The sequence below is a fragment of the Coleofasciculaceae cyanobacterium genome (assembly GCA_036703275.1).
GTDB lineage: Bacteria > Cyanobacteriota > Cyanobacteriia > Cyanobacteriales > Xenococcaceae > Waterburya.
In genome coordinates this window covers 86,866-107,965 of record DATNPK010000028.1, presented here as the reverse complement: position 1 = coordinate 107,965, position 21,100 = coordinate 86,866, and the positions used below count along the sequence as shown (strand labels likewise).

19 protein-coding genes are annotated in these 21,100 nt (G+C 39.9%); 8 read left to right on the top strand and 11 right to left on the bottom strand.

The window, feature by feature from the left end:
• Positions 1 to 111 precede the first annotated feature (111 nt).
• Both V6C71_07270 and V6C71_07265 read left to right on the top strand, forming a co-directional pair.
• Positions 112 to 1,041 (top strand): bifunctional riboflavin kinase/FAD synthetase, encoded by a 930-nt coding sequence (locus V6C71_07270; protein ID HEY9768296.1) that lies wholly within the window; start codon positions 112 to 114, stop codon positions 1,039 to 1,041.
• Positions 1,042 to 1,083: 42 nt separating this feature from the next.
• Positions 1,084 to 2,013, top strand: coding sequence for a phosphorylase (locus tag V6C71_07265; GenBank protein ID HEY9768295.1), 930 nt, complete (start codon positions 1,084 to 1,086; stop codon positions 2,011 to 2,013).
• A gap of 101 nt (positions 2,014 to 2,114) precedes the next feature.
• Here V6C71_07265 and V6C71_07260 read toward each other — a convergent pair whose 3' ends face one another.
• From V6C71_07260 to csaB, 7 genes are all read right to left on the bottom strand, one after another.
• Positions 2,115 to 2,312, bottom strand: coding sequence for a hypothetical protein (locus V6C71_07260; GenBank protein ID HEY9768294.1), 198 nt, complete (start codon positions 2,310 to 2,312; stop codon positions 2,115 to 2,117).
• 101 nt (positions 2,313 to 2,413) lie between these two features.
• A complete protein-coding gene (locus V6C71_07255) occupies positions 2,414 to 2,704 on the bottom strand; it encodes an RNA-binding protein (protein HEY9768293.1) in 291 nt (96 codons plus the stop codon).
• Between the two features lie 203 nt (positions 2,705 to 2,907).
• Entirely contained in the window at positions 2,908 to 3,438 is a 531-nt protein-coding gene (locus V6C71_07250) for a methylmalonic aciduria and homocystinuria type D protein (GenBank protein HEY9768292.1), read from the bottom strand.
• A 15-nt stretch (positions 3,439 to 3,453) separates the two neighbouring features.
• Positions 3,454 to 4,521 carry an anthranilate phosphoribosyltransferase family protein gene (locus tag V6C71_07245; protein HEY9768291.1) on the bottom strand — a complete coding sequence of 356 codons (1,068 nt, stop codon included), beginning with the start codon at positions 4,519 to 4,521 and terminating at the stop codon, positions 3,454 to 3,456.
• Between the two features lie 84 nt (positions 4,522 to 4,605).
• Positions 4,606 to 5,571, bottom strand: a complete 966-nt coding sequence (locus V6C71_07240; protein ID HEY9768290.1) for a LysR family transcriptional regulator — start codon at positions 5,569 to 5,571, stop codon at positions 4,606 to 4,608.
• Between the two features lie 163 nt (positions 5,572 to 5,734).
• Entirely contained in the window at positions 5,735 to 6,724 is a 990-nt protein-coding gene (locus V6C71_07235) for a hypothetical protein (protein HEY9768289.1), read from the bottom strand.
• A gap of 232 nt (positions 6,725 to 6,956) precedes the next feature.
• Positions 6,957 to 8,009: a polysaccharide pyruvyl transferase CsaB gene (gene csaB, locus V6C71_07230; GenBank protein HEY9768288.1), complete on the bottom strand. Its 1,053-nt coding sequence runs from the start codon at positions 8,007 to 8,009 to the stop codon at positions 6,957 to 6,959.
• 209 nt (positions 8,010 to 8,218) lie between these two features.
• Here csaB and V6C71_07225 point away from each other — a divergent pair, with 209 nt between their 5' ends.
• On the top strand, positions 8,219 to 9,928 hold the full coding sequence (locus tag V6C71_07225; GenBank protein HEY9768287.1) for a dynamin family protein: 1,710 nt from the start codon (positions 8,219 to 8,221) through the stop codon (positions 9,926 to 9,928).
• On the opposite strand, the gene V6C71_07220 is transcribed toward V6C71_07225, so the two are convergent.
• The 4 genes from V6C71_07220 to egtD form a co-directional block, all read right to left on the bottom strand.
• Positions 9,925 to 10,278: a hypothetical protein gene (locus V6C71_07220; GenBank protein HEY9768286.1), complete on the bottom strand. Its 354-nt coding sequence runs from the start codon at positions 10,276 to 10,278 to the stop codon at positions 9,925 to 9,927. The two genes, V6C71_07225 and V6C71_07220, sit on opposite strands and share 4 nt — an antisense overlap.
• Complete coding sequence (locus V6C71_07215; protein ID HEY9768285.1) at positions 10,214 to 11,245, bottom strand: aldo/keto reductase; 1,032 nt, start codon at positions 11,243 to 11,245, stop codon at positions 10,214 to 10,216. The genes V6C71_07220 and V6C71_07215 overlap by 65 nt, the downstream gene beginning before the upstream one ends.
• Before the next feature lie 129 nt (positions 11,246 to 11,374).
• Positions 11,375 to 11,650, bottom strand: coding sequence for an acylphosphatase (gene yccX / locus V6C71_07210; protein ID HEY9768284.1), 276 nt, complete (start codon positions 11,648 to 11,650; stop codon positions 11,375 to 11,377).
• A 294-nt stretch (positions 11,651 to 11,944) separates the two neighbouring features.
• Positions 11,945 to 12,964, bottom strand: coding sequence for an L-histidine N(alpha)-methyltransferase (gene egtD, locus V6C71_07205; protein ID HEY9768283.1), 1,020 nt, complete (start codon positions 12,962 to 12,964; stop codon positions 11,945 to 11,947).
• Between the two features lie 215 nt (positions 12,965 to 13,179).
• Between egtD and V6C71_07200 the strand changes: the two genes are divergently transcribed.
• The 5 genes from V6C71_07200 to V6C71_07180 all read left to right on the top strand — a co-directional run bounded on the left by V6C71_07200 (position 13,180) and on the right by V6C71_07180 (position 21,077).
• On the top strand, positions 13,180 to 14,289 hold the full coding sequence (locus tag V6C71_07200; protein ID HEY9768282.1) for an S-(hydroxymethyl)glutathione dehydrogenase/class III alcohol dehydrogenase: 1,110 nt from the start codon (positions 13,180 to 13,182) through the stop codon (positions 14,287 to 14,289).
• A gap of 593 nt (positions 14,290 to 14,882) precedes the next feature.
• Positions 14,883 to 16,262 carry a 2-succinylbenzoate--CoA ligase gene (locus tag V6C71_07195; protein ID HEY9768281.1) on the top strand — a complete coding sequence of 460 codons (1,380 nt, stop codon included), beginning with the start codon at positions 14,883 to 14,885 and terminating at the stop codon, positions 16,260 to 16,262.
• A 137-nt stretch (positions 16,263 to 16,399) separates the two neighbouring features.
• A complete protein-coding gene (locus V6C71_07190) occupies positions 16,400 to 18,679 on the top strand; it encodes a PhoD-like phosphatase (protein HEY9768280.1) in 2,280 nt (759 codons plus the stop codon).
• 4 nt (positions 18,680 to 18,683) lie between these two features.
• A complete protein-coding gene (locus tag V6C71_07185; protein ID HEY9768279.1) occupies positions 18,684 to 19,616 on the top strand; it encodes an alpha/beta fold hydrolase in 933 nt (310 codons plus the stop codon).
• A gap of 477 nt (positions 19,617 to 20,093) precedes the next feature.
• A complete protein-coding gene (locus V6C71_07180; GenBank protein HEY9768278.1) occupies positions 20,094 to 21,077 on the top strand; it encodes a YsnF/AvaK domain-containing protein in 984 nt (327 codons plus the stop codon).
• Positions 21,078 to 21,100: the final 23 nt, after the last annotated feature.

Sequence of the window (21,100 nt, the reverse complement as noted above, 5' to 3'; positions counted from 1 at the left end):
TACAAAAATCTACCAATAAATATCGTTCCCATTCCTAGGTTAAGATTCACTATTTCTCTTGAGTTGATACATTTATTCTCATCAGTCATAAATTGTGTAAAAATGTAAAGCGTGTTAATTGCATCTTCCGTAGAACAGATCACAACGCCTACAGCGATCGCTCTTGGTAATTTTGATGGTATTCATCAAGGGCATCGAATCGTGCTGCAACCGATCGTTGATTCCCTAAAAACACCTAGACAGCCTCATGTCTATCCTTCCGTAGTTAGCTTTACCCCTCATCCTCGTGAATTTTTTACTGGTGGCAAACTACAGTTTTTGACTCCTATTGCTCAAAAAGCGGAGCTTTTAGCCAATTTAGGGATCGAGCAGTTAATTCTTTTGCCATTTAATCGCGATCTGGCTTCTCTTAGTCCGCAGCAGTTTGTCGAACAAATTTTGGTTAAGCAATTACAGGCTACTCTAATTAGTGTCGGCTCAGATTTCCGTTTCGGCCATCAAAGAAAAGGGACAGGAGAAGATTTAAAAAGGATTGCTGCTAGTTTTGGCATTGCGGTACACCTCAACTCTTTACGTCAGTACCAGAACCAAAATAATCAAGAAGTGCGAGTCAGTAGCTCTCTGATTCGTCAGGCTTTGTCAGAGGGTGAAATTAAGGTTGCCAACGCTATGTTAGGTAGACCATATAGTCTTATTGGAACAGTAGTTAAAGGTCAGCAGTTGGGCCGAACTATTGGCTTTCCCACCGCAAATTTGCAGCTTCCTGCTGAAAAGTTTTTACCCCGATATGGTGTGTATTCAGTCGATGTTTTGCTCGAGCAAACAGCAATTAAAGGAGTAATGAACATTGGCTGTCGTCCTACAGTTGCAGGAGAAGCTCCGACAATTGAGGTACATCTGCTTAATTGGTCTGGAGATTTATATGGTCAAACTCTTCGGGTTAATTTGAGCGAGTTTTTGCGGCCAGAACAAAAGTTTGCTTCCATAGAAGCATTGAAGCAACAAATTACTCAAGATTGTCAATCAGTCTTAAATAATTGATAGTTGAAGAGAGAGAATAAATAGCGATCGATACGGCAAAACATGGAAGAATCAGCAACTAATCCGAGCAACCATTCCTTATTGCAGCCTGGTACTCTGTGGTCAGAAACTACTCAGCGGACTAAAACCGCTCGCGAATGTGGTGCGCTTAAGTCTATTGAAACCGAATATCACGTAATTCAACAGCACAATATTTCTTTTGTCGTTCGGACTCTATCTAATTTAACTCGTAAAGAACAAGCCCGAAAAAAGCAGAGTCAACAAGAAAAGCAAACAGGAACTACAATCAATCCCTTTTTACCTTATGAGCCAGATCTCTTTGTCGGAGATATTTCGCCAACTCATCTTTGCTTGCTCAATAAATTTAATGTGGTGGACAATCATCTTTTAATTGTGACTCGCGCTTTTGAACCACAAACTGATTTATTAAACTTAGAAGATTTTGCCGCTTTGTGGACTTGTATGCAGGAAATAGACGGACTAGCTTTTTTTAACGCGGGAAAAATCGCTGGTGCTTCCCAACCACATAAGCATCTCCAGTTGATTCCTCTGCCTTTTTTACCCAACGTAGTTCATCTTCCTGTAGATGAAGCGATCGCCAATACAACTTTCCAAAACTCTTTAGGTAGAATCGAGAGCTTTCCCTTCCGTCACGGCATTGCATCCTTAAATATACCGCCCAACCATACTGCCGAAGCAGCAGCTCAAATCATGCTGCAACGATACTATGCTTTGTTGAATCAGGTAGGATTTAAGCTTGATGAGCATAAGCGAAAACAGCCTGGCGCATATAACTTTTTAGCTACTAGAGAATGGATGTTAATCGTACCGCGATCGCAAGAGTCTTTTGAGAATATTCCGATTAATTCTCTTGGTTTTGCCGGGTCATTATTCGTGCGCGACCGCGCTTCTTTAGAATTATTAAAAAAACTCACTCCCCTCAAACTTCTTGCTGAGGTCGCTGTTACTTAAAATTAAGACCTTAAAATCAACCAAGCAAAAAAAACGCCCTACTGAGAAGCTGTTTAACTTCATCAGCAGAGCTAAGAATATAGGTAGACTCTTCTAGTTATTTAATTGTTATTCATCGAAGAATGAGCAGAATTACTAGAGTCATCCATTTCTGTTGACTCTTCTTTTTTGTCGGTATTATTGCTGTTATAGTTTTTTCTGCCGCGATTCCCATAACGGCTAGTTTGTTTACGGAATTTACGAGCGTTTATTTTATTTCGAGCTGCTTTTTCTTTTTTCGCGTTACGACGTTTAGCCATTTAGGTATGATTCCTCATTACACAGTAAAACGCTCCTGGGAGTTTCTAGTATCATAATCTAGTTGCTATCCAGAAGCGCAATTTCGATTTAACTTTGGAGTTTAGAAGCGATCGCGACGACCACCGCCATCACCAAAGGAACTGTTATTTTCGCGGGGTCTTGCTTTATTTACTTTGATCTCGCGACCCATCCATTCTGCTCCATCTAGAGTTTCAATGGCTTTATCTTCTTCGGCTTCAGTTTCCATTTCCACGAAACCAAAACCACGTTTACGACCTGTTTCGCGATCTGTAGGAAGGTGAACTCGCTTTACTTTGCCGTATTCTGCAAATACTTCGCTTAGATCTTCTTGGCTAACCTCATAGTTGAGATTACCTACGTAAATTGACATGAACTGAATGTCTCCTGAATGCAAATTAGATGTAGAGAGTTTAAATTTCGTCAAAGAACCAAATCAATACTTACGGAAAAACCTATCAATACTGAATACAAACTGGATTGCCGATTTTTATCTCAATATGAATCCTAACACTTTATGCTTTAAAAAAGAATGTCTCAACTAATGCAATAATTTTTTACATAACTTACAGATTATCAATTTTTGAGTTGCCAATTTTGATTAGCAATTGCCTGCTGAAGGCAAGAATTAAGAATATTTGCAGGTGCAGAGGTAACTATCGTAGATGGATAAACTTTGTTGCCCCAAACTGGATGGATCAGCAATGAGCATTGTCGATGGCTGATGACAGGATATTTTAAGATGGCTTTGACTACCGCATTATCATCAAAAGTTATGCCTGGACGAGCGAAAAGAGGATAGCCAGTGCGAGGATCGAAAAGATCGCTTTGATATTTTTGAGCCTGTAGTGCAAAAATTAAACTACGGCCAAAAAGCATAAATTTTGCTCTGAGATTATCTTTCTCTAATACTACTTCAGGACTAGATTCTTGGAGGGAAATTGACGACTGCTGTAAGATTAAAATTAGATAGCTAATCACAACATTCCAGCCTGGTAAGAGCTGCTGCCGTCGGTTCAAAACGAATTGGTGGGGAGGAGCGATGCAGATTTGAACTTGTTGGGCTGATTTCGTCGTGTAGGTTTTAAGGTTTGGTAGCGATCGCATATTTTAATTAAATTTTTAACTCCTGACTCTTGACTTTTGACCCTCAACCAAAGTTTTTAATTGAGTTAGTTTATCGGCGACTTGTCCTGTAGTTAAAATTTCTTCTGCTAAAGTAAAGCCAGATTCTAGAGTTTTTGCCAAACCAAAACGCCAAAGGTAAAAACCACCGTTTAAAATAGCAGCGGGGAATAGTTGGCTATTGTCGCCTTGAATAACTTCTTGCATTAGTGCGATCGCCTGAGCATTTGATTCAAAAGCAAGATCCGAACCATTTAAACTATAGTCGGCAGGGTCGAGTAAAAGACGTTCAAAACTGCCTTCTGACTTACTTAAAGCGATAATTCCTGTTCGACTGCGGGCAAGATCGCAACTACCTTCTAAGCCTTTTATTAAGGTAAAGTTTTTTGCGGCGCGAATTTGGAAGGTTACTCGAAAACGCTCTTCTGTTGGCGGATGAACAAACCCCGCGACTAAATGAGCCTCTCCTAACACGGGACACCAGACCAACTCGGCGGTAGCAAAAGGAGGACGTTTGCCAATTTGCTCGCGAAAGGTAACAAAATCATTGGCAGCAGGAAAATGCTGGGGTAGATAGATAAAACCAATGTTGCTCTGGTTATATATGCTTTGAGCTTGAGCCAAATTAAACCTAGCAAAGTCTACTCCTAACTGCTGCCAAATTTCTACCAGAGGAATGCCATATTTAGTCGGCATACAATCGCCACCATGCAGCACTACAGGTATATCTGCACTAGCTAAAATTAGAGCGGTAATAATTGTAACTGGTACAGTGCGCGATCGCCCGTCATAGGGATTCCCTAGCACCACTGGCTGATGGTTGTGGTGAGAAGCAGCTTCGAGTTTACTACCCAATTGGTCGAAGGCATCGAGAATTCCCGCCAACTCTTCTGAAGTAGGACGTTTGATGCGATGAGCGATCATAAATGCGCCAATTTGAGCAGGAGTGGCTTCCTGTAGCAACATCATCCTAGTAGCAGTTGCTGCTTGCGATCGGGTTAAATTTTTGCTGGTGTGAGTCCCGCTACCAACTCTTTTTAGCAATTCTCGAAACTCTTGGCTCATAGTTCTACCAATTTTGTCTTTGATTTAGGCGCATCTTTTTTAGTTATCAGTTATTAGTTGGTTAATTTGTATCAAAGTATACTATCAGCTAACTAACTGTGAAGTTAATGCTTCTGAAGTTTTGCCCATATCTTTGACCAACTGGTAAAAATGAGCGATAGGAGGAATCATTAGGCGATCGCGCGTTGTCACCATAACCACCTGGCGCGTTAGAACACCGTCTAAGCCTTCCTGCTTAGTATTTTCCGTGGCTCGATGAGATTGAGAAATCGGGCGGATAGCTAAAGTAGGGTCATTGTAGGAGTCAATCAGGGCTTTATGAGGTAACAGAGCTACCATTTCTCCCTGTCGAATTACGCCCCGAAAAGCATCAAGAGTGTTTAATTCCATTGCCGTTTTGATTTGGACATTCTGATGATTAAACCATTCCTGTACTAGTCTTTGCATACCATAGCCATCCTTAAAAACTATTTGAGGATACTTGACCAACTCTAAAAGCGGAACTTTTTTGAGCTTGCTTAGAGGATGATTGGCAGCCATTAAAACATCTATCTGCTCTTCATATAGTACTGCTAATTCTATTTCGGCTGATGTTGTTAAAAAGCGATTATTCATCACGATCGCCACATCAATTAGACCATCTCGTAAGACTTTTAGAGCGCGATCGCTACCTAATGCCGTAACTCTTAACTGAACTTGAGGATAATCCGAACAAAATTGTTGCAGAATTGGTGGCAAATAGTGGGCGCAAACTGAATGTATTGCAGCGATGCAAAGCTCTGGCTGTTTCCCAGCAATTAGATCGCTACATTCTTGACTGGCTCTATGCCATTCTTGGCAAATTTTTTGAGCGCGGGGTAAAAGCTTTTCTCCACCAAGAGTCAGCTTTGCTTGGTTACTACGGTGAAACAGCTGTAATCCTAAGTCTTGTTCTAAAGACTGGATCTGACGACTTATAGTTGACTGAGTTACGCCACATTTTTTGGCTGCTTGTCCGAAATTTCCCGTTTCTGTAATTGCTATAAAGGCTTGTAATTGCTCAATTCGCATACTTTCTCTCAGCGTAAGCAGTTACACATTGTCTCCAACTTACTATTTGTTGAACATAGCTGATTACGTGAGGGAAGATTAGTATAAAATGTAACATTAATTTATACCAAACTGTATTGAAAAATTTGCAACTTAAATCTTTAAGTTAAGTGAGTACACGAAATTATTTAGGACGAGGAAATGTTGGTAAATCTACGGCTGCTAAAGATTGTGGCTTTTTAGCTTGAGAAGACTTAGCTATTTCTGGTTGCTCGGTATTTACTTGAGCTGTTGATGCTGACCAAGTAGCTATTTCTGCTGCTGTTTTAACAGTTTCGGCTGTTTTGGTTTTGGTTTGTTTAACTGGTATAGTTTGAGCTTTGGTCTTTGGCAAGGCAATTTTTGGCTCGGGAATAGTCGAAATCGACCAAGGCTGGATATATCGATTGTGGGGATAATTTTGGTTACGACTAGTAGCTTTTGCTTGGCGAGATGCTTGGGCTTTTTCTTGATAACGTTTTAATTCAGCTTCACGCTGTAGGGCATGGCGCTGGTGCTGACTTAGTTGAATCTGTAATTCTTGACTTTCTTGTTCTTTAGCAACTAATTCAAAAGCCTTGTCATTATATTTTTCCTGTAATAAAGTACACTCTCTTTCTAGCTGAGCCGTTTGTTTTTGAGATAATTCATGTTGCTCAGACAGTTGCTTGATTATTGTTTCTTGTCCATCAATTTGCTGTTGAGAACTATTAAATTGTTGAGAGAGCAGAGCAATTTGTTCTTGATAATTTTGAATTTCTTCTGCTTGATGAGCTAGCAAAAGATCGCTGCTTTGGGACTTCTCAACATACTTATTAAACTTATTATTGATCTCAGCCAGTTCTTGTTCGAGGCGAAATACTTTTTTGAGCAGCTTACGATTATATTCTCGCAGTTTATGAGCAACTCTTTGCCAGTTCATTTTTTGAACCAAATCTTCGGTATTTGCTGTATTGGCATTGTTTTTTGCTTGAGATGCTGCCGAATCAGAAATTTGCTCAGATAACAACTGATTATTTTTCGCCTCAGGTTCGCTAACGTTTTCTGCTACTTCGTCTTGTTCGACGCGATCGCTTTGATTGGTCAGAATAGATTCGGAGTTATAAGAAGTAGCATTATTGTTGGCTTCGCTCATAATATTTGTCTATTTAGTTATTCACAATATAGCGATGTCAAAATCTAAAGCATATCCGTAATTACCCGTAATGGCTATGTAATAATTGTTATGAGTGACAATTATTACGTATTACGATGCTGGATTTGAGTTTAGTATAAATATAAATTGAGGTAATAATTTTATCTTGTTACTTGACTTTAGATTTAGCTAAATATAGCTTATACGTTACGTCAAAAAATGCCAAGGTTTATCAACTATTAATCATCACTTTTTTCAATAGATGTTGATGAATTAAAGCTCGATCTATCAATGACTGAATTGAAATTTGCTGCATAGCTTGTCCCTGGTAATACTGTTTCAGCCAAGCACTGCTAATTATTTGCGGCTCTTGTGGGAGATTTGCTAATTCATATCCAGGTAGGTTAAGTTCGGACATGAGCTGAGTAACCTTGGGATCGTAACTTAAAACAAAACAGCTACATTCTGCTGCTGCTGCCATAATTAAGCTATGTAAACGCATGCCGATCGCCATTTTGACATTTTTAAACAATCCTTTTAATTGCTTGGGATTGGTCATTGACATGATGGTAAAGTCTTGTTCTAGCTGAACTGCAATTTGTTCAGCGATCGCATTATCTTGAGCAGGTTGAAAGGGAATTAGTAGAATAAAGGTATTAGTTTGTGCCTGAAAGTCTTGGATAGCTTGAACTAAAGTTGTTAAACGAGCTGCTGTTAGTAAAGGATGCGAGCGCAAAACTACTGCTACAATTGGCTTGTCGGTATCGGGAAATTCTAAAGGGGTTTCGCTCTCTAATGCCCAGACAGGATCGGGAGCTATTAGGGGTTCGATTTGCCAACTAGTCAATAGCTCAGCTGAGGCGGTATCCCTAACGCTGACAGCATCGCAGCCTAGTAATACCTGTTTGGTTAACCAACGAGTAAAGGACTTGTTTAAAGGGCCAATTCCTTGAGCCCAGGCGATCGTTTTTAAGCCTCTTTGCTGTGCCAAAGCCATCAAGCCAGCGTAGTAAACTGGACTGGCTAAACTAGTAGAATCCTGCATTAAACTACCACCACCCCAAATGAAAACATCAGACTGTTGTAAAGCTTTAAGAATAGCCAGGCTGGATTTGCGATGACAGCTAGCAACTCCATACTGTCTTTTAGTCGTTTGAGGATCGCCAGATAAAACAATTGGCACGACAGATTCAGGCAGCATTTGTAGTAGAGAGAGTAGTAACGCTTCGTCTCCTGCATTACCCATGCCGTAATATCCACACAATACCGCTTTAGTAGGACTCATTATTATTAGTTAATATTACTCTTTTAGGTATAGGTAATTGTGGCATAGCTAATTATTTTATTATTATGTTGAGCTGAAAATGCTACCGTTTTAACTTTTTTACTTAGTTATCTCGATCTTGCTACTTAAGGCTTTTTATTTATTATTTGCTCCGCTTATCTTTTAGGACTTATTATCTCGCTCCTACTCAAGACTTTTATATTTATATTATGGATAAACTTATTGTCGATCGGGCATTGGTTCAATATCAGTCGAGCTTAGACAACTTATTAAGCAAGCTACAAGTATTTGCTACAGAAATTAATAATCGACAGCTTCAGGTAACTATACGTAACTTACGGACAAATATTAACGAGCCATTTTTGTTCGTGGTAGTAGGAGAAGTTAAAGCGGGCAAAAGTAGCTTTATTAATGCTTTATTGCAGGCAGATATTTGTAAAACCGCAGCCGATCCTTGTACTGACATAATCCAGCAGATTATTTATAGCCAAGAGATATTTGAACAACCCGTTAGCCAATATTTGCGGAAGATTGGTTTGCCCAATGAGATCTTGAAAACGCTGTCTGTGGTGGATACTCCTGGAACAAATACTATAGTAGAAAATCATCAGGAGATTACCAAAGAGTTTATTCCTAATAGCGATCTGATCTTTTTTGTTTTCTTTGCCAAAAATCCCTATACTCGTAGTGCTTGGGAATTATTGGATTACGTCAATAGTGAGTGGCGCAAGAAAGTCGTCTTTGTACTGCAACAGGCGGATCTAGCTAAACCCGAAGAACTAGCCAAAAACAAGGAAAAGCTGGCAGAATTAGCTGTGCAAAAGGGTATTCAGTCCCCCGTGGTGTTTGCTACCTCTGTGGAGTGGGAAGTCAATGGTGAACAGGATATTAGTGGCTTTAAAGAAGTAAGAAACTATATTCAGCAAACCCTCAAAGATGGCAGTACTAAAAAATTAAAGCTTCAGGGTGTAGCCAAAACCAGCGAACAAATTATCGATTTACTCAGAAAAGACTTGCTATCCGTCCAACAGCAGTTAATCAAAGATCGAACAATAGTGAGCAAAATTAAGAGTAAATTACTACAAAACAAAAGACAGTCAGGTTTTGAACTAGAATCTTTGATTAATAGATTACTATTTAAATACGACACAATTACCGCAAGGGTAAAAGAAGACTTTCGCGAACAATTATCTTTATTTACCTTAGTTAAAGGTTCGTTTGCGGTGCTATTTCGCACCAAAAAATCTGCCCCAACCTGGATGGATGAATTAAAGCACAGCTGTGAGAATGAGTTAAAGGTTTCTTTAGGTGAGATATCTCAGGATGGCATTAAGCACTTTGTTGGGGGAATTAGAGAGTTGTTACAAAGCTTGGTAGAGGACTTGCATGATATTAAAGTCAATCAAATTAGTACTAATGTAATTACCGTTAATACCATTGAAAGTCGCCAGGAAATAGTCGAAGATGTACAGCAAAAAGTTGCAACTTTGCTAGACGACAAAACTTTCCTTCATTCTATTGAATCAGTTAATGCCAGTGTTGCGCCCAGGTTTCTTGGTGGTGGTGCAGCTACCGTTGCAGGTACGGCGATCGCAGCCCTTACTGAAATTGTATTATTAGATATTATCGGCACTGCCTTTGCAGGAGTTGGTTTGTTGTTTGCTGGGGGAACGTTAGTGCTAAAAAAACGCAAGATTATCAAACAGTTTGAAGAAAAACTAGACAATGAAAAAGCTCGGTTTAAAAATGAACTATCGGCTAAATTGAATTCCAAATTAGATATTATCTACGAAGAAATTGAGCGCAATTTTGTTAACATTTACAATTATGTTGAAGCTGAAGAAGAAAAGGTTTTGCCTTTAGTAGATCAATTCAAACAAATAGAACAAGAAGCAAAACAATTGACCATTAGACGTTAATCATTTATTACACTCTTTCCTAGAACGCGATCGCCTTTATACATCTTCAGAACTTTTTCCTCTATTTTATAATCGTCTAATGCGTCCTTCGCGTCCAGACTATCAAGATTATATTCAGTGGTTAAATATTCCTCAACATGATTAGATACCAAACCAATCACATTTAGTCGAAACAGGGCATTTAAAACATTGATAATTTCTGGCGACACAAATTTTAGCTTGGAATGTCTGGGCAGAATACCTGGTTGTTGAATTCGGGCGATCGCGCTATGGACGGCAATTTTATCATCCCAACCACTGAGGATTTTTAGCCGTACCGTCGAATTTGCTAGTCGTTTTAAATAGTTCATACTGACCCGTTGCTGCTGCTTGGCGAGTGCGATCGAGCAGTGCATTGACTTGTTCTTCGTTCATAGGTTGAAAAGTTCTGACTGCCTCGAATGCTTGATCCAAAATCGACATTTTTTCAATACCCGTAATTACTGTAGAAGTGGGTAGATTCATCGTGTAATGAAGGCATTCAATTGGAGTTACAGTTTTACTCTTAAGAATGTAAGGATCTCCCATTGATTTCATGCCCAATACGCCAATTTCCTTCTCGACGAGGACGGGTAAAACTTGGCGTTCAAAACTTCTAAAATGAGCGTCCATTACATTTAAAGGCATTTGTACCGCATCAAAATGGAAGTTGTTTTGTTCGGCAATTTGTAACATTCTTAGATGGACTAATGGATCTTTATGCCCCGTAAAGCCGATATAACGAACTTTACCAGCTTTTTGAGCCTCCAATACCGCTTCCATCGAGCCACCAGGCGCAAAGACGCGATCGGGGTCTTCTAGGCGAATAATTTCGTGATGTTGCAGTAAATCAATGCGATCGGTTTGTAAACGTTGAAGGGACTGTTCGATCTGTTTTGCCGCAGATTCTTTGGTTCGACCATCAATTTTAGTCATCACAAACGCTCGATCGCGATAACCATTTTGAAGAGCTTTCCCCATTCTCAGTTCGCTATTTCCTTCGTGATAATCCCAGCAATTGTCCATAAAGTTAATCCCGCCATCGATCGCGGTGCGAATCAACTTGATGGCGAGTTGCTCATCTTGTGGTCTGCCAATATGATGACCACCCAAACCAATTACAGATACTTTTTCTCTGCGCCCTAGTTGACGATATAGCATTTCTCCTTCTTTAACTTCAGTAGCTGATGAATTTTGCGCCGAAAGAGGTCTGATTATTTGCTTTGAAGCTGCTAAACCTGCGGCAACTAAGCCCGATGCAGAAGCTAACTTGAATACATCTCGTCTGTTAATTTTCATGATTTTTTCTGAGCGCGCGACTTTTGAAACTAACAAAACCAACCACTACTTTACTTATTCCATTATCCATAAGGCAATAACTCCAAAGTCATAGCTTTGCTGGTTGTTCGCTTGCAGGTATCAATTCTATTACCTACGAATTTCAAAATCGGCCAATTCTTCAAGATTATTAGTCAAAACTTCTATCTTCAGATTATTGACAACAGCAGATGGCGATCCAGATTTAGCCCATTCCATTAGAGCATCTACTTTTGCAGCTTCTCCTGCTGCCACCATCTCCACATCTCCATTAGCTAAATTTCGCACGTATCCTCTAACAGCCAATTGTTGAGCTTTTTGCTGAGTATACATTCTGAATCCTACGCCTTGAACTTTACCTGAAACTCTGGCTCTAATAGTTTTCATTATTTACTTATCGATAACTCTTAAAACTAATATATGATGCTGCGATCGCTAAAACAATTTTAATTGCCTAGGACTAACTTCAGACAGTTATCGGTTATTCAAAATTTTTGCTATGTTTAAAATTTCCGAATGCGATCGCAAGTTGGTCAATAGATAAGTCATCTGCTATAGGGTGCGTTCATTTGTGCGATATGCCCGTGCATGACTAACTTCGTGTCGCGAAGCTAATCCGAAGGTGTCTCTGTGCGGATACACCTTCGGATATACCATGCACGGGGACGCTAATCTTTTAAACTAAGCTTTACATAACAACAAGCCAAACCATTGTTGGGGATCGGTATAAGCATGAATCAAGTTTAAATTGAGATTGCCCAAGTAACTTCCCATTTTCTCTAAGTTAAACTTACGAGAAATTTCGGTTAGTATTCTTTCTCCTTGCTTTAATTCAATAGTTAGATCGAGGCTTTCTAATGTAACCGATTGATTTTCTTGGCTAATTAAGTACATCTCTATTTGATGTTCAGTTTGATTATAAATTGCCTGATGTTTAAATAGATCTAGATTAAAGTTTCCCTTAAAGCGGTTGTTAAGGTGCTGCAACATATTGAGGTTAAATGCCGCGGTAACTCCTTGAGAATCATTGTAGGCTGCTGTTAATATTTCAACAGGTTTTTGTAAATCAATGCCAAGTAAGAAATAGTCCCCAGGGTTTAAAGCTGAAGTTACTTGAGAAATAAAGCGAGCGCATTCTAGAGAATTAAAGTTACCAATACTGCTGCCTAAAAATATAATTATTCTTCTGTCCGAAAAGCTGGTTGATAATTGTTGTAATGCTTGGCTATAGGTGGCAACTTTTCCCTGTATTTTTAGGTGGGGATAATCTGCTAATAAACTATCCGCACTCTCTTGCAAAATGCTGCCGCTAACATCAACTGGCACATAATATAGTGGAGTATTAAAATCTTGATAAACATCTAATAAATAACGCGTTTTGGTTGAGCTACCGCTACCTAATTCAACTATTTCATTTGCCTGAGTCTGAGCGACAATTTCGGTAGCATACTGTTCGAGAATACTAGCTTCGGTACGTGTAGGATAATATTCTAGTAGCTGGCAGATAGCTTCAAATAGTTGTGAGCCTTTCTTGTCATAAAAATAACGAGCAGGAATAAATTTACTGGCTTTATTTAAACCGTTAATTACATCTTGTTTGTCATCTTTGTCTATTGCCTGGGCATCTAATAAATAATCAATTTTTAATCTTGCTTTAAGAGAATCGCGATAATAATTTGCTGACTGAGAAAAAGTTGACATATTACTCTTTTTACTATCTATTTGATTAATTTGGCACAGTTTGACCCAGTGATATTAATAGCTCATCACAATACATTAAGTACCTAATTTATTTAAAAGCTGCCGACTTATTTACAAGCTGCAAACTTTGGTAAAAACTTGAAATACTTACTCGCTCTCAAATTGAGCTAGAATTTTTTTGGCTATAGATCGTTAACTAACGGAAAAAAATCAGCATGGATGTCAAAGCAGCAGTGGCTTTTGGTTCGAGTCAACCCTTGAGTATTGAAACTGTACAGTTAGAAGCACCACAGAAGGGGGAAGTTCTGGTAGAAATCAAAGCGACTGGAGTTTGTCATACTGATGCTTATACGCTTGGGGGTGCAGATCCCGAAGGCTTATTCCCGACTATTTTAGGACATGAAGGCGCAGGAATTGTAGCTGAAGTAGGAGAAGGGGTGACTAGCGTTAAGCCAGGAGATAAGGTAATTCCACTTTATACCCCTGAATGTCGGCAGTGTGCCTATTGCTTGAGTCAAAAAACCAATCTTTGTCAGGCAATTAGAGTTACACAAGGCAAAGGAGTAATGCCTAACGGCACTAGCAGATTTTCTCTCAATGGCGAAAAGCTCTATCATTACATGGGTACGTCTACTTTTGCCAACTATACTGTGCTACCAGAAATTGCCGTCGCCAAAATTCGTGATGATGCTCCTCTTGATAAAGTATGTCTAATTGGCTGTGGGGTAACTACTGGCTTGGGTGCAGTAATTAATACGGCTAAAGTTGAACCAGGATCGAATGTGGTGGTGTTTGGTTTGGGTGGTATTGGCTTGAATGTCATACAGGGAGCGAAAATGGTAGGCGCAAGCAAAATTATTGGCGTAGATCTTAACCCCGATAAACGTCAAATGGCTGAAGATTATGGCATGACTGATTTTGTTAATCCCCAAGAAATTGACGGAGATATCGTTGAATATTTGGTGGAATTAACTGGCGGTGGCGCAGACTATAGTTTTGAATGTATTGGTAATGTTAAAGTGATGCGTCAGGCATTAGAGTGCTGTCATAAAGGTTGGGGAGTTTCTACCATAATTGGTGTTGCGGGTGCAGGAGAAGAAATTAGTACTCGTCCTTTTCAGTTAGTTACGGGCAGAGTTTGGCAAGGTAGTGCTTTTGGCGGTGCTAGAGGGCGAACTGATGTTCCTAAAATCGTTGATTGGTATATGAAAGGAAAAATCAATATTGATGATCTCGTAACTCACACCATGCCCATCGACAAGATTAACGATGCTTTTGAGTTGATGCACCAAGGAAAATCTATTCGCAGCGTAGTTACTTTCTAAATTAGTCTGAGAAAAAGATTGGCAAATAATAAATAATAATATAACGGCTCTTACTAATTTACTAATTGACCAACGGTCCGTGCCGTCTCCGTCGTTTTATATGCCCGTGCATGATTTGCGACGCGAAGCTAGTCCTAAAGGGCGAAGCTTATCCTAAAGGACTAGCTTCGCGTCGTCCTTTAGGACGGCGGAGTAATCTGTGACTAGCACCGAGCTATTTAGAAATTATTGTAAGCTAGTTACTGAACTTGGAGTTTGCTGATTTTTAGCTTCTATAAAATCAAAGTATTTTATTCCTAAAATACCAAAGAAAATAAACAATACAAGTGTAGAGAAAATAGTAGCGCGTTCAAACATTGTTGTAGTAAAAACCAAATTATTAATTTAATTGTCAACTAAATTAATTAATTTGCCATTAGTTTTTTTACACAATTTTCTTGATCTAAACTTAAAATGCTATCGGTATTTGTATGGATTTATAGTTATTTACGCGTAATTAAATCTAAGGTTATAAAGCATAGTTTGATAGCATAACTTAGGATCTTAAATTAAATAAATATAGCTAAAAAATGAGATATGAGTTATTCAAGTACTTGAAATCATCTATCGATCGCAACTGGTTTAAATATTATCAGGATAATCCGCAAAGCGATCGCCAAGCTAACAGTAAAGAATTATATCAGTTAACTCAAGTCAGATTGCAGCAAATCGCTGCTACAAGAAATCAACATTTGACTAGGCTGGCAGTAGTTATTGTTGAAGCTAACCCAGTCAAATTTTTAGCTGCTTTTTTAGCTGGAGTAATTGCCGAAGTGGATTTATTTCTCGGCGATATTGCTTGGCAACAGCGAGAGTGGGAACAGGTATTAAGTTTAGTCAATCCCGATCTAGTATTCACTTCACAAAGCACTACGCAAGATTTAATTAATCGAATTAGAGCGACGCTTAAAAATTCTGCTCAACGCCAATCTAATTTGTGCGATCGACCTTTAATTATGATTCCCACGGGAGGTACTTCTGGGAAAATTCGCTTGGCGATGCATACCTGGGATACTTTAACTGCTTCGGTAACTGGCTTTCAAAACTATTTTGATTGTCAAGAAATCAATTCATTCTGTACCCTGCCTCTGTATCATGTGAGTGGTTTGATGCAGTTTATGAGATCGTTTACCACTCAAGGAAATTTAATTATTTGTTCCTACAAAGCAGTCAAAACTAAGCAGATTACTTTCAATAAACAAGAATACTTTATTTCTTTAGTTCCCACGCAACTACAATTTTTAATTGCAACTATTCCCAACTGGCTTACTGAGTTTGGAACAGTATTACTCGGTGGCGCACCGCCGATGCGATCGCTTTTAGATGCTGCTAGAGAATATAATATTTCAGTGGCAGCTACTTATGGCATGACCGAAACTGCCTCTGGAGTAGTGATTCTTAAACCTCTAGACTTTTTAGCTGGTAATAATAGTAGTGGTCGAGTTTTACCCCATGCACAAATTAAACTTAAACCTGTAAACGAAATGGGTCTAATTGAAATTAATTGTACTTCTCTTTGTCTGGGCTACTATCCTCAGCTTTTTAACTCATCGCAACCTTTTATAACTGACGATATCGGCTATTTCGATGAAGATGGTTATCTGTATCTGAGTGGTAGAAATAGTCATAAAATCATTACAGGAGGCGAAAATGTCTTTCCTGCCGAAGTTGAGGCGGCAATCTGGTCAACTAAGTTGGTCAAAGATGTTTGCGTACTGGGAATATGCGATCGCAAATGGGGACAGGCGGTTACGGCTATATATGTACCCGCCCAATCGATACCTGATTTAGCCTTAATTAAAGAAAAGCTTCAGTCTCAATTAGCTACCTACAAACAGCCAAAGCACTGGATTCAGGTTGATAGTTTACCCCGTAATGATCGCGGAAAAATAAATAATCAGAAATTGAAGGCATTGCTCCATCTCCCAAATTAATTAGATAATAATCAAAAACACATCCTTATCTTTGATAATTGTTTTTGCCAATGCCAAACATCATTACTACCTACTTTCTGTTACTATCAAAATTGGAATAATTAATCAATAAAGTAGTAAAACAGGCTATTTTTTCCTTGTCTAACCTAAATTCGGCTATTCAGTATTTACCAGAAATAGAACAGCTTCCTTTAATTATTGCCGGTCCAATTCTGTGTCATGTTCAAACAGACGAGATTACTGTTTGGTTGGCATTAAAAAAGCCTGATACGGTTACCTTGAAAGTCTATGAGACAGAGGGGGGAAATGGCTCTGTATTAGGTAAGATAATCTTACAAGGTAAGCATAAAACAATAACGCTAGGTAAAAATCTACACATTGTAGCAGTTACGGCAATACCTCTAGGAAATACTGTACTTACACCAGGTCAAGTATATGCGTACGATCTATATTGCCAAGCGGAAAACAAAGATTTAACTACGGCAATTGATAGCCAACAGCAAGACTCCAACATTAGCTATTTTTCACATCAGTTACCAACATTCTCTTTACCGCCGCAAGATTTGAACTGCTTACGGATCGTTCATGGCTCTTGTCGTAAACCTCATGGTGGTGGTAGAGATGCCTTGTCTTGTTTAGATAATCTTATTCAAGATAGTGTCTCGATCGCTAATCAAAGACCACATCAAGTTTTTCTAACGGGAGATCAGATTTATGGTGATGATGTTGCCGATCCGATGCTGTGGTTGTGTCAGGGAATCAGTCAGTTGTTATTTGGTTGGTCAGAAGAATTACCCCTAAAATGTAGCAGCATTCTCAGTGATGAGCTACCTCCAGGGCAAAGAAGTGAAATAGCTCGTATTGAGGGTGGAATGACGGCAATGTTACACGGAAAAGAAGACAAAGCCAAAAGTCATCTATTCAGCTTTGGAGAATATGCAGCAGCGTACTTACTAGCATGGTCGCCTGTTTTCGTTCTAAAGAGTATTCCAGATGCTGAGAGCTTGGGTAAAAGTCGCCAACAAGCAAAAGTGTGGCAGAGCGAGATTAAGGATACAGAGAGCTTCTTTCAAGATTTAAGCAAAGTCAGAAGGGCATTGGCTAATGTTCCTGTTTATACAATCTGTGACGATCATGATATCAGTGATGATTGGTATCTCAATCGAGAGTGGTGCGATCGCGTCTTAGGCAAACCTTTGGGTAAAAGAGTTGTACAGAACGGTTTGCTGGCATACGCTATTTTTCAAGCCTGGGGCAATACACCACATAATTTTAGACCAGGAAGCAGCGGAGCTAAGCTACTTCAGCTCGCCACCCGATGGCTGCAATCAAAAGGGCAAGATTTAGCTGCTAAGGCCGAATGCGATCGCTATTTAGGTATTCCAGTCAATGATTTGACTACCGCAGCACCGCAATATCTACAAGATCGAGATGTATTGGTTTTAGCGCGATCGCAACAGGCTCTTCCCTGGCATTATCAAGTTGTTGCAGCAAGTCATGAAGTTATTGTCTTAGATACTCGTACTTGGCGCGGTTATCCCACAGGAGCAGAGCATAAACTCGATCCGCCAATGTTACTGTCTCCCTCAGCTTTTGAACAACAGCTAAAAATACCGCTTGCCGCTAAATCGCCACATATTGAAGCAACCTTAATCGTGTTGCCAACCAATTTAGTAGCATTAGGCATTATCGATCGCATTCAGCAGTATGATTTGAATCGTAACCGCGTATTTAATAATGATGTTGGTGACTCCTGGAATTTTCACGAAACAGCTTTTATTACTCTGCTGCAAAATCTCTGTCAAAAACGCGCTCGCGTAATTATTCTCTCAGGAGATATCCACTATAGTTGTGCGGTACGCTTAGTTCATTGGAATCACGATACCTATGAAACATCAGTAATTGTCCAGCTAACTTCCAGTGCGTTCAAAAACTCAGAATTGCCAACGCGAATCGCACATACCAAGCTTAAATCTTTATTGCCTGAATCTACAGAACGCTGCCTAGGTTGGAATAAATCTTTCAAACAAGTTAAGCTACCTCAGCCGAAGTGGTGGCGTAAAAAACCGCTCAACCAAGAACATCACAATCCAGATTGGCAATATCGTACTGAGTGGATTAAACGGCAGCCTGCCCAATCTCTGCCTTGGCGACAAGTCAGAAAACCCGAGTCAAAACTAAACTTTGTTCAGCAAATATTTAATCGACTTGTAACACTGCTTTGGCGTAATCGCTGGCTACAAGAAGGTTCTGAGGTTATCGGTAGAAATAATCTTAGCTTAGTCAGATTTCGTTGGTCAAAAAACAAGACAGTAATTCAAGAAACCTACTGGCATCCTCCATGGAACGAAACTGGGACGGTTAAAAGCAGCTATGAAGTTTTTTTAGATGACAAAATAGATCGCCGATTAAATTAATTTCTTGCTTAAAATATTTTTAAACGGCAATTTAAACCTAAAAGAAAACATGAGTGCGATCGCAATTACCGAACCGAAAACCTGGAGCTGGCGAGGACATAAGATAACTTATCAGCAAGCTGGAGACACTGGTGCTGCTGTAGTTTTGGTACATGGTTTTGGGGCATCTTGGGGACACTGGCGCAAGAATTTACCAGTGCTAGGTGAATCCTGTCGTTGTTATGCGATCGATTTGATTGGTTTTGGTGGTTCAGACAAACCCCAACCAGGAATAGTTGATTATACCTTTGAAACCTGGGGTGAACAGCTTGCCGATTTTTGCCGTGAGGTAGTAGGTAGTCCTGCTTTTTTGATTGGTAATTCTATCGGCTGCATTGTGGTGATGCAAACTGCGGTGGATTATCCTGAATTAGCTTTAGGAGTGGCGGCAATTAACTGCTCGATCAGACTACTGCACGCTCGCAAACGAGTTACTTTGCCCTGGTATCGCAACTATGGCTCATCAGTGATGCAGCAGGTACTGGGAAATAGACAAATTGGTAGTTTTTTCTTTAAACAGATCGCCAAACCAAAAGTTGTCCGTAAGATCTTATTACAGGCATATCGTCGCCCCGAAGCAGTTACCGATGAACTGATCGATATTTTGATGAAGCCTTCGATGGACAAAGGCGCAGCAGATGTCTTTTTGGCTTTTACCCGCTATTCTCAAGGCCCTTTACCAGAAGATTTACTTCCTCGCCTTACCTGTCCTACTATTTTGCTATGGGGGACAGAAGATCCTTGGGAACCTGTAGAAATGGGCAAAGAATTAGCCAAAATACCTACCGTAGATGAGTTTATCCTCCTCGAAGGTTTGGGTCACTGTCCCCAAGATGAAGCCCCAGAGATAGTCAACCCGATTTTATTAAACTGGATTCAAAAACTTTCAATCGCTTGAATCTAAACTATTTGTTTTGATTCGGACGACGCGGTGAGTTGGTGCGCGACGCGAAGCTATATGCCCTAAAGGACTAACTTCGTGTCGCGAAGCGGTATCCGTGATAGAGTCCTTTAGGGGTCTTTGCGAGACGGACATCTCAAGCTTTGGAGGTTTCCTCCAAAGACGTGTCCTCAGGAAATGATTGGGTTTCCCAAGCTTATTCCACTCTCGCGGCGGCGGTTTCTGTCAAGGAGCAACCAACGAACCCTTTAGGGGGTCTGACCGCTTTTTTTTGCTCTTTAACTTATCAATAAAGGAACGCCCAAGCGCATTAGTCAAATAAAATAACTGTGCTTTAGATAGATGATTTTACTCGAAAGCAATGTGAGTATGAAAGACAACAATTAACAAAATTTGGGCTAATTTTACTCTGACCTGATGAGGTTTTTAAGATTAGCTAAAACTGTTGTACAAACTACCAGGAATAAAAACAAAATGGTAATCAACGATAATTTCTACAAACGCGCCACCGGTTTATTCTATAGTAGAGATGAAGCGGAAGCAGCCGTTCGCAGTCTTAGAGATTCAGGTTATGACATGGATCGAGTATCTGTCATTGCTAGAGATGCAGATCAAATTGGCGGACACGACACTACTGAAAAAGTAGGTAACAAGGCAGATGACGGTGCAGCAGCAGGTGCCTTAACTGGCGGTACATTAGGCGGTATTACTGGTTTATTAGTTGGTTTGGGTGCGTTGGCTATTCCTGGCATTGGGCCAATCCTTTTAGCTGGTGCAGAAGCAACTGCGATCGCAACCACTCTAGCGGGTGCAGGTATTGGTGCGGCGGCAGGGGGATTAATCGGTGCTTTAATCGGGTTAGGTATTCCTGAAGAAAAAGCCAGAGTATATAACGATCGCGTCCAAGGCGGTAGTTTTCTCGTTATAGTTAACGGTACGGCAGCAGAAATTGCTCATGCCAAAGCTATCATGGATCACAACGGTGTCGAAGAATTTGGGATCTACGATGTTCCTGGCGCTAAAGCAACTGCCGTTACTGATGTTGACCATGATATTAGAACCAGAACTGACATCGCTGACCATGATAAAATCCGACTATATGAAGAACGCTTGATGGTTAATAAGCATCGCGTCAAAGCGGGAGAAGTCTCTATTGGTAAGCGAGTAGAAACTGAGACAGCAAGCGTCGCTGTACCTGTAGAAAAAGAGCGTATTGTCATCGAACGTTCTAGTGCCACCGCTGGTAATGTAGTTAATCCTGGTACTGCTAACTTTACTGAGGGTAAAGTAGCACAAGTTGAACTTTACGAGGAAACTGCCGATATTAAAAAACAAGCTTTCGTGCGTGAGGAAGTAACCGTTCGCAAAGAAGTAGAGCATCAAAACGTGCAGGCTAATGAAACTATTCGTCGTGAAGAATTGGAAGTACAAGCCGACGGCGATGTAATCGAACGATAATCATTAAACATTAAACATTTATC

Bases quoted from the DNA above. Each gene is read 5' to 3' on its own strand.
- V6C71_07265 (HEY9768295.1), top strand. From the start codon at position 1,084: ATGGAAGAATCAGCAACTAATCCGAGCAACCATTCCTTATTGCAGCCT.
- V6C71_07260 (HEY9768294.1), bottom strand. From the start codon at position 2,312: ATGGCTAAACGTCGTAACGCGAAAAAAGAAAAAGCAGCTCGAAATAAA.
- V6C71_07255 (HEY9768293.1), bottom strand. From the start codon at position 2,704: ATGTCAATTTACGTAGGTAATCTCAACTATGAGGTTAGCCAAGAAGAT.
- V6C71_07250 (HEY9768292.1), bottom strand. From the start codon at position 3,438: ATGCGATCGCTACCAAACCTTAAAACCTACACGACGAAATCAGCCCAA.
- V6C71_07245 (HEY9768291.1), bottom strand. From the start codon at position 4,521: ATGAGCCAAGAGTTTCGAGAATTGCTAAAAAGAGTTGGTAGCGGGACT.
- V6C71_07240 (HEY9768290.1), bottom strand. From the start codon at position 5,571: ATGCGAATTGAGCAATTACAAGCCTTTATAGCAATTACAGAAACGGGA.
- V6C71_07235 (HEY9768289.1), bottom strand. From the start codon at position 6,724: ATGAGCGAAGCCAACAATAATGCTACTTCTTATAACTCCGAATCTATT.
- csaB (HEY9768288.1), bottom strand. From the start codon at position 8,009: ATGAGTCCTACTAAAGCGGTATTGTGTGGATATTACGGCATGGGTAAT.
- V6C71_07225 (HEY9768287.1), top strand. From the start codon at position 8,219: ATGGATAAACTTATTGTCGATCGGGCATTGGTTCAATATCAGTCGAGC.
- V6C71_07220 (HEY9768286.1), bottom strand. From the start codon at position 10,278: ATGAACTATTTAAAACGACTAGCAAATTCGACGGTACGGCTAAAAATC.
- V6C71_07215 (HEY9768285.1), bottom strand. From the start codon at position 11,245: ATGAAAATTAACAGACGAGATGTATTCAAGTTAGCTTCTGCATCGGGC.
- yccX (HEY9768284.1), bottom strand. From the start codon at position 11,650: ATGAAAACTATTAGAGCCAGAGTTTCAGGTAAAGTTCAAGGCGTAGGA.
- egtD (HEY9768283.1), bottom strand. From the start codon at position 12,964: ATGTCAACTTTTTCTCAGTCAGCAAATTATTATCGCGATTCTCTTAAA.
- V6C71_07200 (HEY9768282.1), top strand. From the start codon at position 13,180: ATGGATGTCAAAGCAGCAGTGGCTTTTGGTTCGAGTCAACCCTTGAGT.
- V6C71_07180 (HEY9768278.1), top strand. From the start codon at position 20,094: ATGGTAATCAACGATAATTTCTACAAACGCGCCACCGGTTTATTCTAT.